The sequence below is a fragment of the Micrococcales bacterium genome (assembly GCA_009784895.1).
In the GTDB taxonomy this organism is placed as follows: Bacteria; Actinomycetota; Actinomycetes; order Actinomycetales; family WQXJ01; genus WQXJ01.
This window is the reverse complement of the sequence record WQXJ01000061.1, coordinates 1-9,894: the sequence shown is the minus strand read 5'-3', so window position 1 is coordinate 9,894 and position 9,894 is coordinate 1. Positions and strand designations below refer to the sequence as shown.

Below are 9,894 nucleotides of genomic sequence, written 5' to 3'. Positions count from 1 at the left end.
TACAACGCCCGGCGGCGTCACTCCGCCATCGGCTACATGTCGCCACTAGGCTACGAGCAACGGCTCATGGGTAGAGCCGGATAATGAAACTAAGAACTGTCCGGCAAACGGGGTCAACCCCACTTTTGCCTGGTTTCGAATGGTTTGCCCAACACCTGGTAGAGCAGCGCCAGTTGCGGACCCAGGTCGCTGCCGTCTTCACGGGTGCGCTCTTTGAGGAAACGGGTGAACATGCCGCGCTGCCACACGCCCGCGTCATCGGCGTAAAGACAAAACAAGGTGCGTACCAAGAAGACGGAGGTCTCCTGCTCGGTGTAGCCGCCATCTTCCATGGCCTCAAATAGGCCACCCATCAGACGCGCGGCCTTGACCGAGGCGGCTTCCTGTTCCGCTGCGGTGGGGGCGCCGATGCCGTAGCCCGCCAAGAACGCCAACCTTTCGACATGCTTGGGGAAGTCCGCTAGCGGGAACTCAAACGCGTCTTCGGTATCGGCCACCTCCATGTCAAACAGCCGGAACCATTTGAAATCGCAGGTCAGAATGTATTGAGGCATCTCTTCATCTGTGAGACTGTCCAAATAGTCCAAGGCCTGTTCTTTAGCGACAGCCAGGTCCTGGCCGGCCGATTTCATTTCCACTGCCATGCCAGGCCGGTCATCGCTAGGAGGAATCAGGGCATCAATGTAGCCCTGGTTGCCCGTCGAAAGCCGCTCCGCCTGGTGCTCGAACAGCCTGGCCCGCCTGTTGGTGATGCCGTAAACCTGCAGCAAGGCGCGCACAAAGTCTTGACCATCCTGTTTCTCGCGGCCGGGAGAGTCCTTCCAGTCCAGAACAAACCCCGCGGCACGCCGCCGAATCTCGTTGAGCGCAAGCGGCGTGGCCATGGTTAGACGCTACCGGCATCTCCCTGCAGAGCCACGTATTGGCAGGCCAGAACGCAAGGAAAGCCGCCTACTGGATGCTGGGGCCTCAGGCGTATTTGACCTGTACGCGGCCTCAGAGGCGCCGTTGCCGTGTTCCAGTTACGAGATCGGCGACGTGAACCCACCAAACTGGTGATCGATGCTGGCCGGCCGAATCGCCACGCTTTGCAGACCGGCTGGGCGGTCAGTGTCGCCCTCGACCACGTCGGTAGCGACGTAGGCAGTGTTGGCGTGGTGGCCTGCGCCAGACGACCCTGTATTCCCTTCCACATCTGGCTCGTTCCGCTCGCCGAACGCCTTCCGTCGCCAGTGGCGTGACGCCATCGCGGGCACCGGCTTCGAATGGGGCGCCCCGCACAGTTTCCGCCCGGTGGCCACACTGTTGGATAGGAAACGCGCCACAGACCATGCCGCCGCCCAACTTGGTCACTCCGACACGGCGGTCACCAAGACTCACTACATCGCCAAAGCTCACCGGGCCCCTGACGTGTCCGATGTGCTGCAACAGCTAGCCCGGCCACCGGCCACGCGGCCCGCGATGGGCATGTGAGCTTGATATGTACCAAATAGGCAGATACAATCCAAGTATGAAAACGACGGATGCTCTTAGTGTGCTGAGTGACCTCACTGCGAGCCAGTGGGCCATGGTCACGACAGCCCAGGCAGCCACCTGCGGGATCACGCGCCTCCAGCTATCCCGTCTGGCCGACCAAGGGCACCTTGAGCGTATCGGCCAAGGCATCTACCGCAATGCAGGAGCGCCGACCGGGCGGTTCGACGCCGTGAAGGCAGCTTGGCTCTCAATCAGCCCAAAGCTCACCGCAGAAAAGCGTCTAACCAGCAAGCCAGCTGATGCAGTGGCTTCGGGCGCGACCGCCGCCTACCTGCTGGGGCTGGGTGATCTGGTTCCAGAGCCGTACCAGTTCACCGTTCCGAAGCGCCGTCAAACGCAACGTCATGAACTCGTCTTTAGAGTCAGGCAACTGCCTGCGGAGGCCAGCACGCGGCGGGAGGGACTGCCGATCACCACGCCCGAGCAGACCATCGCGGACCTTCTGGAAGAAAGAATGGACAAGTCGCTTGTCGCGGATGTCTTTGCTGATGTAACGAGCATCGACGCTGGCCGGATGGTGGCACTGCTGTCGCCTCTGGCAGCACGATATGGGTTCAGGAGCGGCGACGGTCAGGCATTCTATGCCCAGCTTCAAAGGCTTGCCCGGCGTGACATGGAATCGCTGGCCAAAGCGGTGGTAGCCACTCCGCTGGCGGGGAAGATTCTTGATGAGTATGCCAAGACAGTCGATCCAGCTGTCCTCAAAGCCGTGACTGCCACAGCGCAATCGACGGCTGTGGCACTCGCCAGCAGTACTGTTCTGAAGCAACTCATAGAGTCGCAGCAAGCTCTGACTCTAACGATTGCACCGGCCCTGTCTAAGATCGCTCGTGCCGTATCCCAGATGAAGCCGGTGATGACTCCAGAAGCCATGGCCTCCATCAAGAGTATTCAGGAGAGTCTTGCCAGGGTCCCGATGCCGCGCATTGAACTGGACTCCCGAAGGAGGCGGCAACTGATGGAGGCGTCGGGGCGTATGAAGCCACCGCTGGCGGTGGCCCGTACTGCCACGTCCAGCAGCAAGTCCGATAAAGAGAGTGAGACATCATGACGGACTCTCTGGAGAAGCATCATGGCTGGCGCGCGGTGGAAATGGCTATCAAAGGAGCCGCCAAGAGTGCGTACAAGCAGGACCAGACACGGCCTGTGGAAGACATGATCCGCCAGACATACTACGACCGATTCTTGTGCCGGGTGTTCTTCGAAGACTCTGGCTGGGTACTCAAAGGTGGTAGCTGGATGCTTGCCCGCGTGCCCAACGCTCGCCGTACCCTCGATGCTGATCTCTATCGCTCTGGCTAGGCCTGGACCAGTCACTCGAAGAGCTGCTCCGTGCCGCCGCCATAGACCTGGGCGACTTCTTCGTTTTTACTTACCGTGAGCACCACGACATTCTGGATGATGACATACAGCCCTACCTCGAAGGGTTGCGCGTCCTTTGATGCCTTCCTGGGCGACAAAGTAGTGGCAACCATCAAAGTTGACCTGTCAACGCATGTTGGCGCGACCGAAGGAACTACCGTCGCAGAACCGGCAAACCGGCTTGCACTGCCGAAGCTGATCACTGTGCCCTACCGGCTGTATCTAGTGGTGAATCAAGTAGCCGACAAGTTCTGCGCGACGATTGCCGACTATCTGGGTGAGCCGTCCAGCCGGGAGAAGGACTTGGTAGACCTGGTGGTCGTAGCCGTCACCCAGACCATGGCCGCACCGGACCTAAGCGGAGCAATCGTCGCCGAATGCCGTCTTCGCCGCCTCGACGTGCCTGAGACATTCGCAGTCCCCGAGACGTGGGGAACGTCCTATGCCAAACTGGCGAAGAACACACCTGCTGAGCCGTACAACATCACCGCTGCCAGGGCGCTCATGGGCAAGTTCATCGATCCCGTGCTCAGTGGCGAAGCCGACGGCAACTGGCACGCCGAGACGCAGACTTGGCACTAGCCGGGTTCCATCCAAGCCCACCGGGTTCCACCTGGCTCCAAAGAGATTTGAACCCAATACAAATCAGCCGATTCGGTGTCCATTTACTGTCCACTTTCAGCCAGATTTGGCCGAATCTTACAGAATCAGGGCGAACCCAGAGTCAGGCATAGTAGCTGGTCAACAGCACTATTTTGCACTCATTGGAACCTCAAAAAATCGCCTTGTTCGCTCCAAGGGGTCGCCGGTTCAAATCCGGCCAGCCCGACCATGTGTGGCTCTGATGGTCCTGGCCAGAGCGGTTTCCCCATGAGCGAGAGGTTCATGGAGACGGACCGAGCCACGTTTTGGTCACGCACTGCCGCATTGAGCCAACCTGATTCTAGAAGTGCGTGCCGTGATTCACCTCTAGTGGCCCATCAGCTACTCGTTGATCGCTTCGACGCCCTCGACCTTGAGGCGTTCAAGGTTGTCTTGCATAGCTTTGAGAACTTCGGGTGGATGCGGCTCCCAGTTGGTGACTTCTCCAACGACTTGCAGCGGATCGCGGGTTCGGTAGGAGCGGGTCGGGTTGCCAGGGAATCGTTGGTCGGTGAGGTTGGGGTCGTTTTCGATGGGACCGGTCGGTTCGACTTGGTAGATGCGGCCTGGTCCCTCGCCAACGGCCAACTCGGCTCCCCAGATGGCGGCATCCAGGGTGGCGGTGAGATAGACATAGTTGGCCTTTTGCTGAGTCCCAAAGTTGGAGGGGCGGCCTCGCTCCAGAAGGCCACCTGGCCGCAGAACGGACTTGGTGCCGTGGTAGAACGGCCCTTTATCGGTGACGGGTTGGCTCACCTGTCCGAGCTTACAGTTGCTCACCGACCTGGATGAGGCAACGGGTGGCGCCTATGTTTTTGACGCCCCGGCAGACTGAAGTGCTTGCCTTCCTCCAGGCCGGTCCAAGGCCCGCCGCTGAGTTAGCAGGTGCCCTAGGTGTTACTCGACAGGCTGTCAAGAAACATCTAGGCGCCCTCGAAGCAGCAGGACTAGTCGCACCAATCGGAAATCGCTACGCCAAGTCGGCGAAGTGGCAGGCGTCCCAGACGAAAGACAGTGGGGCATGATTCGGCGGAACATCGTGGCGGACTGGATACTTCCGGGAAACTGAGCCACTGGTCTGGTGGCGAGTGAGCCAGGGCACCGGGTTGGAGTGAGCCAGGGCGCCGGTGTGGTGAGCCATCCCACCGTATGGCTCACCTTGTCCGTGCGGCCTACTTGATGGGCTTGAAGTGCCTGCGCAGGGAGTCTGTGCAGGTCAGTGTCATCTTGTGGGCGTTGGCGGTGATGCGGTCGATGATCGCGTCGGCCATTACTTTCTCCTCAATCTGGTCGTGCCACTTAGCGGGCGAGATCTGCGAGCAGAAGATCGTCGAACCGTTCCCGGTGCGCCGCTCGATCAGGGCGTGGAGGTTACGGACCTGGTCGACCGTGGGCGGGCAGATCAGCCATTCGTCAAGGATGAGCAGGTTGATCTTGACCAGTTTGGCCAAAGTGGCGCCGCGGGTGTCAGCGCGTTCTGCGGCGGCGAGACGGTCTAGCAGGTCGGCGGTGCGCAGGTAGAGCACGGTCTTGTGTTGCTGGCAGGCCTTGTTTCCCAACGCCGAGGCGATGTAGGTCTTGCCTGAGCCGGTGGGGCCAAGCAAGATGAGATCCTCAGCGCGGTCGATGTATGCGCCGGTCTGCATGCGTGCGATGAGGTCTGTGTCGACGACCCTGTCGGTGATGACGCGAATGTCGGCGACGTCAGCGGCCGGTTGGGCAAGGTCGGCGGCGCGACGCAGGCGCGTGAGCTTGGAGTTGCGCCGCCGGTCCCATTCGGTGTCGGTCATCAGCTTTATGACCTCCACCACGGTCAATCCGGTTTTGACGCCCGGCCCGGAGAGCCGGTCCAGGCAGTCGACCATGCCCGATAGGCGCATGGTTCTGAGCCGGTCGCGGGTTTCGATGTCGATCATCGCCCGTCCTCCTGCCCGGCGTAGTAGGCCGCGCCGCGCACGAACCCGGCGTCTCCCAACGACCTGGCAGGCGGCGGGACCGGCTCCCAGGTGGCCCACAATCGGCGCACCAGGGTGTAGGACGGGCTGATTGAAGCCTCACGGGCCTTGGCGCAAGTGTCCTCCAGTCGCCGGGTGCCGCCGGTCTTCTTGGCCAGGCTCATCACCCCCAGGCAGGAGCGGTAGGTCTGCTCCACGATCTTCTTCGAGCCCAAGATCGCGCGAATCACCGCCTGGGTGTTGGGACCGATCTCACCGGCCCAGGAGATGAACCTGCCCGGGCTCCACTCCTGGGACTGCGCGCGGTGCGCCTCGGGCATGTGCTCGGGCAGGGTCTGGTAGCGGCCCTTGACCTCCCTCAGCCGAGTGTGAGAGGCGACACGGGTGGGCCCGTCGAACACCTCGATCAGGCGCGATGTGACGCGCACGTCCAACTGCTTGCCGATCAGCGTGCTCGGCACACTGTAGAAATTCGTCAGGACCTGGATGTGGTAGTTCGGGCCCACCTTGGCCGTTTTCAACGACGCGATCTCGAACCGTGTCTCAGGCAGCGGATTCAACACCGGCGCCTCCTCGGCGGCGAACACCTCCGCCCGCGAGCCCTGCCGCTTCTGGAACGGCTTGGCGTTGAGCATTTCGACCTGCTCGGCTATCGCCTCGTTCAACTCGGCCAGGCTGACGAACCGGCGGTGGCGTAGCGCCGCGGAGACCGCGTTGGCGCCGTGCCGCACCGCGTTCTCAGCAGCGCTCTTGTCGCGGGGAGCTCCCACGCGGGCGGGCATCACCACGGTGCCGTAATGCTCGGCCATCTGGGCGTAGGCGGGGTTGAGCACCGGCTCGTACCGATCAGCCTTCGTCACACCGGTCTTGAGGTTGTCCGGGACCAAGAACCTGGCCGTCCCACCGAAGGCTTCGAACGCGGCCACGTTGCCCTCGATCCACGACTCCAACGCCATGTCTGCGAACGCCTCAATGTAGTAGAACACCGAGTAAGCCAACACCGCCACGAACAAATCGGCTGTGCGGGCCGCGCCGGTGCCTGGGTCGATGAACGTCATCGTGTTCCCGGCCCAGTCCACCTCGATCCGCTCGCCAGGCCTACGCTCAATACGCATCGTGGCGCCGGTGACTTTGACCCAGGTCCGGTACAGATGCGTGAACTGGGTGTAGGAGTACGGCACCCCGTCAGCCAGCCGGGTGCGTACCGCGTACTCGTTCCACAACAACTGCAACGTCACGTTCGGCCGCGCCAACTCCTTGTGGACCTCAGCGAAGTCGGGCGGCGTGCGACCCGACTCCCTGGTCTGCTTCGGCAACAGCATCTCGCGTACCGCCGCCGGCTCCATCCGCGCGACGTCGTCGTAGACGACGCCCCTAGCCTTGGCGGCGCCAAGCACCGCCGCCACCGTGTTCCTCGAAAACGAGGTCACATCCGAGATCCCACGCTGAGACACGCCCGCGGCGCTCATCTGCAGAATCCTCTTGTAATCGACCACCATGAAGGTGATTCCTCCCTACTCGAACCAGCCCGCTCCCGGACGGGGACAGGCGGGCTCGACAGAACCACCAACCGGGCACAAACGCCAGGACCAAAGACCACGAGCACGCTGGCTCACTCGCCACCAGACCAGTGGCTCAGTCTCGCCAGATCACCGGCCCACCCAAGCCGCAATATCCAGCGGACTGAACCCAAGAGTATGTATGACGGCATTCCGCTGAGTTCCAGTTGAGTTGGCAGGTCGAGTGCCTTGGTGTGGTGTATGAGTGTTCCTTCAAGGTAGTGGTTTAGAAGGGTGGTTCCCCGGTGACGGGGTCGACGGCAAGATGGTCCGCCAGGGTTTCAAGGTGGCTTGGGTTGTTTGGTAGCAGCGGTCCACCCACCAGAGAAGTTGCCGCGACGCGGCGTTGACTTCTGGTGTTTCCCGAAATGGCATGTTTCCCATGTTGGGAAATGGGGCGCTTCAGGAAAGGCTGGAGGCAATGATCGCCTCACTTGGGGCAGCGCTGCCTAATGGCTGGAAAGCCGAGCTGATAAAGGCCGAGTGGAAACCCGGCGACGATCTGCGACTAGATGCGGCCCTGCGTGTCACATCGGCCGCTAGGGATAGTATCGATTTCGCCGTCGAAGCCAAGCCGACGATCCATGACGGATCATCCTTGACAGGCCTGCTGGCGACCCGCAAAGTAGCTGAATCAAGAGGACTCGCAGGCCTCATCGTGTTGCCTGTTGCCGCCATACTTGTCGGCACCCCTCACAGCGCTGTGTCGGCGATCAGAGTCCGCGCAAATGTCGCCTTCACTGGGCTAAGGGCGGTGCGCGCCTACCTACCACAGAAGGTTGCCCACCTCGCGCCTGAGACTCAGGTCATGTGCTACACGTTTGGAATCGCCGATGTCGCCGGGGCGGCCGGTTGGCAGCCTATGGTCGCTCCTGCTGCGAACGTCATTCTGATCGACCCCCAGGACAGTGCCTGGCTTGGGGAACCCGCCATCGTCCGCGGAATCCCCGTTGCGCCACTTCCGCTGGTGCTAGCTAACTTGCTCACCTTGCCAGGCCGCTATCCGCAGCAGGCGGAGGCATTGATGGACGCTCTGGCCAAGGCCGACCCAGGTTGGAAGCCATGATGACCTCGCCCGAATACGTGGCCGCACGCAGCGTCCTCCTCGACGCTTTGGAGGCACTGCACGACCACCTGGACAATCTCATCATGGTTGGCGCACAAGCCGTCTACTTGCATACCGGCGAGGGCACGGTGAATGTGCCGAGTCAGCCAAAAGCTCACCATTCACCCCCTGATGTCTGTGATGCCGTAGGCCTGAAGCAGGTCGCGCACAAGGGTTTGGCCGTCTTGGCGTTCTTCGCCTGGGGAATCCTGCCAGTCCCGGACAAACCTGGCGGCGCGGCGTCGAATCTCATTTAGCGCCAGCGGCTTGCCCATGATTAAACGGTCGCGGTATCCGCCTGTTGGGACTGGAAGCGGCGGGCTGCCCGTGCGCTATTGGGGGCAGCCCAAGTACGATGTGTACAATGTTTACATGACGCCGACTCTAGGACCACCTGTCTCTGTCCGCCTGCCAGATGATCTTCGCCAGCGCATCGCCGTCTTGGCCAAAGAAACCCGCCGCAGCCAAGGTGATGTGGTCCGCGAAATACTCGAACGTGATCTGGGTTCTCTGGAATGGGAACACCGCGTAGCAGACAGGGCTCGGGCCCACCGAGCCGGTGAAGTCACGGCTGTTTCTAGTGTGGAGGTGGATCGGCTACTTGGACTAGAGGGAGTTGCCCCAACTGATGACGATTTGACCTCCGTCGCATGACCAAGTGGCGGTTGGAGTATGACCCAGAAGTTGTCCGCTGGCTACGCAAAGCTGATCCGCCAATTGCGCGCCGCATTCGAAACGCCCTTGTGGCCGTGGTTGGCACTGGGAATCCACGACAGCGTGGTCGATCCCTAACCGGACCACTAGCCGGGCTGTGGAGGTACCGCATTGGCGACTACCGCGTCATTTGCGACATCCAGGATGAACGGCTTGTGGTACTCGTAATTGAAATGGGCCCTCGCAGCGACATTTATGACCGGTGAGCCGAAGAGTCGTGCGGGTTCGGTGTTGATCTCCGTCATCGACCCCCAATCCAGACCGGCCAGGCTTGACTAGGCTGGGCAACCAATTGGTCGGCGAGGTTCCAGCCAAGGAGAGGGAGTGGCTACTCGGCCGCCTCCGCAAGTCTGGGAGCGACGCCATCTTCATCGATGTGAGAACGGAAGGACATGGACGCACTCCAACTGCTCCGCGATTCCGCCGTGGAGCCGACTAGCGACGTCATCGCCGCAAGCCTTGGCGCCGCCAATGACGCCTTCGTCAGATTCGTCGGAGGGCTGGAGAGCCACAATGTCGAAGTGACCTGGCGCTACTACAACGACGGCAAATCCTGGCTAGGCAAAGCCCTCCACAAATGGACCACCAGCCGCGGAACCCCCAAAGAAGTCACCACCTTTTGGCTGTCTATCTGGGACGGATTCTTCAGGCTGAGCTTCTACATCCCTGAAAAGGCTCGGCTCGCATTGGAGGACCTTCAGCTCAGCGACGAGGTAATGGACATGGTCAAGACCGCGAAGCAAATGGGGAAACTGGAGTTCTTTCCACTGGTCTTCGATGTCCGTTCCGATGAGCAATTCGACGACCTCTACGCCCTGGTCGATTTCCGTGCGTCTGTAAAGTAATCACCCGTTGGCCCAGTCTGGGTAACCGTCACGGTCTTCGTAATCGCCGGGCTCCCGTCTTTCGGGTGGTGGGGTGTGGGTTTTCGGTGGTTTAGCTGGTGTTCAACCTGAACTAGTGGCGGCGTGGCGTGTCGCTAGCGGCTGCTAGCCGCTGTAGATTGGATACATGCGGATAC

General features: G+C 61.1%; 14 protein-coding genes. 10 read left to right on the top strand and 4 right to left on the bottom strand.

All coding sequences use genetic code 11. The features are described from left to right. Positions 1-113: 113 nt before the first annotated feature. Positions 114-884, bottom strand: a complete 771-nt coding sequence (locus tag FWD29_09045) for a hypothetical protein (protein ID MCL2804076.1) — start codon at positions 882-884, stop codon at positions 114-116. 409 nt (positions 885-1,293) lie between these two features. On the opposite strand from FWD29_09045, the gene FWD29_09040 reads away from it, so the two are divergent. From FWD29_09040 to FWD29_09025, 4 genes are all read left to right on the top strand, one after another. Then, the gene (locus tag FWD29_09040; protein MCL2804075.1) at positions 1,294-1,473 is read left to right on the top strand and encodes a hypothetical protein; all 180 of its coding nucleotides are present in this window, start codon (positions 1,294-1,296) and stop codon (positions 1,471-1,473) included. 37 nt (positions 1,474-1,510) lie between these two features. Beyond that, entirely contained in the window at positions 1,511-2,587 is a 1,077-nt protein-coding gene (locus tag FWD29_09035) for a type IV toxin-antitoxin system AbiEi family antitoxin domain-containing protein (protein ID MCL2804074.1), read from the top strand. Beyond that, positions 2,584-2,838, top strand: coding sequence for a hypothetical protein (locus tag FWD29_09030; GenBank protein MCL2804073.1), 255 nt, complete (start codon positions 2,584-2,586; stop codon positions 2,836-2,838). Before FWD29_09035 ends, FWD29_09030 begins: the two co-directional genes overlap by 4 nt. A gap of 99 nt (positions 2,839-2,937) precedes the next feature. Next, the gene (locus FWD29_09025) at positions 2,938-3,480 is read left to right on the top strand and encodes a hypothetical protein (protein MCL2804072.1); all 543 of its coding nucleotides are present in this window, start codon (positions 2,938-2,940) and stop codon (positions 3,478-3,480) included. Positions 3,481-3,882: 402 nt separating this feature from the next. Here the strand turns inward: FWD29_09025 and arr are convergent, their stop codons facing one another. After that, entirely contained in the window at positions 3,883-4,296 is a 414-nt protein-coding gene (gene arr, locus FWD29_09020) for an NAD(+)--rifampin ADP-ribosyltransferase (protein ID MCL2804071.1), read from the bottom strand. 53 nt (positions 4,297-4,349) lie between these two features. Between arr and FWD29_09015 the strand changes: the two genes are divergently transcribed. Continuing rightward, positions 4,350-4,565 (top strand): winged helix-turn-helix domain-containing protein, encoded by a 216-nt coding sequence (locus tag FWD29_09015; protein MCL2804070.1) that lies wholly within the window; start codon positions 4,350-4,352, stop codon positions 4,563-4,565. Positions 4,566-4,712: 147 nt separating this feature from the next. Here FWD29_09015 and FWD29_09010 read toward each other — a convergent pair whose 3' ends face one another. Both FWD29_09010 and istA read right to left on the bottom strand, forming a co-directional pair. Next, a complete protein-coding gene (locus FWD29_09010; GenBank protein MCL2804069.1) occupies positions 4,713-5,456 on the bottom strand; it encodes an ATP-binding protein in 744 nt (247 codons plus the stop codon). Continuing rightward, positions 5,453-6,994 carry an IS21 family transposase gene (gene istA / locus FWD29_09005; GenBank protein MCL2804068.1) on the bottom strand — a complete coding sequence of 514 codons (1,542 nt, stop codon included), beginning with the start codon at positions 6,992-6,994 and terminating at the stop codon, positions 5,453-5,455. Before istA ends, FWD29_09010 begins: the two co-directional genes overlap by 4 nt. Positions 6,995-7,475: 481 nt before the next feature. Here istA and FWD29_09000 point away from each other — a divergent pair, with 481 nt between their 5' ends. From FWD29_09000 to FWD29_08980, 5 genes are all read left to right on the top strand, one after another. Then, the gene (locus FWD29_09000; protein MCL2804067.1) at positions 7,476-8,120 is read left to right on the top strand and encodes a hypothetical protein; all 645 of its coding nucleotides are present in this window, start codon (positions 7,476-7,478) and stop codon (positions 8,118-8,120) included. After that, positions 8,117-8,416, top strand: a complete 300-nt coding sequence (locus FWD29_08995) for a hypothetical protein (GenBank protein ID MCL2804066.1) — start codon at positions 8,117-8,119, stop codon at positions 8,414-8,416. Before FWD29_09000 ends, FWD29_08995 begins: the two co-directional genes overlap by 4 nt. 115 nt (positions 8,417-8,531) lie before the next feature. Then, positions 8,532-8,813 carry a ribbon-helix-helix protein, CopG family gene (locus tag FWD29_08990; protein ID MCL2804065.1) on the top strand — a complete coding sequence of 94 codons (282 nt, stop codon included), beginning with the start codon at positions 8,532-8,534 and terminating at the stop codon, positions 8,811-8,813. Beyond that, on the top strand, positions 8,810-9,079 hold the full coding sequence (locus FWD29_08985) for a type II toxin-antitoxin system RelE/ParE family toxin (protein MCL2804064.1): 270 nt from the start codon (positions 8,810-8,812) through the stop codon (positions 9,077-9,079). The genes FWD29_08990 and FWD29_08985 overlap by 4 nt, the downstream gene beginning before the upstream one ends. A gap of 186 nt (positions 9,080-9,265) precedes the next feature. Further along, positions 9,266-9,718, top strand: coding sequence for a DUF3788 domain-containing protein (locus FWD29_08980; GenBank protein MCL2804063.1), 453 nt, complete (start codon positions 9,266-9,268; stop codon positions 9,716-9,718). Positions 9,719-9,894: the final 176 nt, after the last annotated feature.

Excerpts from the sequence above, each read along its gene's own strand:
- FWD29_09045 (MCL2804076.1), bottom strand. The coding sequence starts at position 884 with ATGGCCACGCCGCTTGCGCTCAACGAGATTCGGCGGCGTGCCGCGGGG.
- FWD29_09035 (MCL2804074.1), top strand. The coding sequence starts at position 1,511 with ATGAAAACGACGGATGCTCTTAGTGTGCTGAGTGACCTCACTGCGAGC.
- FWD29_09030 (MCL2804073.1), top strand. The coding sequence starts at position 2,584 with ATGACGGACTCTCTGGAGAAGCATCATGGCTGGCGCGCGGTGGAAATG.
- FWD29_09025 (MCL2804072.1), top strand. The coding sequence starts at position 2,938 with ATGACATACAGCCCTACCTCGAAGGGTTGCGCGTCCTTTGATGCCTTC.
- FWD29_09015 (MCL2804070.1), top strand. The coding sequence starts at position 4,350 with ATGTTTTTGACGCCCCGGCAGACTGAAGTGCTTGCCTTCCTCCAGGCC.
- FWD29_09010 (MCL2804069.1), bottom strand. The coding sequence starts at position 5,456 with ATGATCGACATCGAAACCCGCGACCGGCTCAGAACCATGCGCCTATCG.
- istA (MCL2804068.1), bottom strand. The coding sequence starts at position 6,994 with ATGGTGGTCGATTACAAGAGGATTCTGCAGATGAGCGCCGCGGGCGTG.
- FWD29_09000 (MCL2804067.1), top strand. The coding sequence starts at position 7,476 with ATGATCGCCTCACTTGGGGCAGCGCTGCCTAATGGCTGGAAAGCCGAG.
- FWD29_08995 (MCL2804066.1), top strand. The coding sequence starts at position 8,117 with ATGATGACCTCGCCCGAATACGTGGCCGCACGCAGCGTCCTCCTCGAC.
- FWD29_08990 (MCL2804065.1), top strand. The coding sequence starts at position 8,532 with ATGACGCCGACTCTAGGACCACCTGTCTCTGTCCGCCTGCCAGATGAT.
- FWD29_08985 (MCL2804064.1), top strand. The coding sequence starts at position 8,810 with ATGACCAAGTGGCGGTTGGAGTATGACCCAGAAGTTGTCCGCTGGCTA.
- FWD29_08980 (MCL2804063.1), top strand. The coding sequence starts at position 9,266 with ATGGACGCACTCCAACTGCTCCGCGATTCCGCCGTGGAGCCGACTAGC.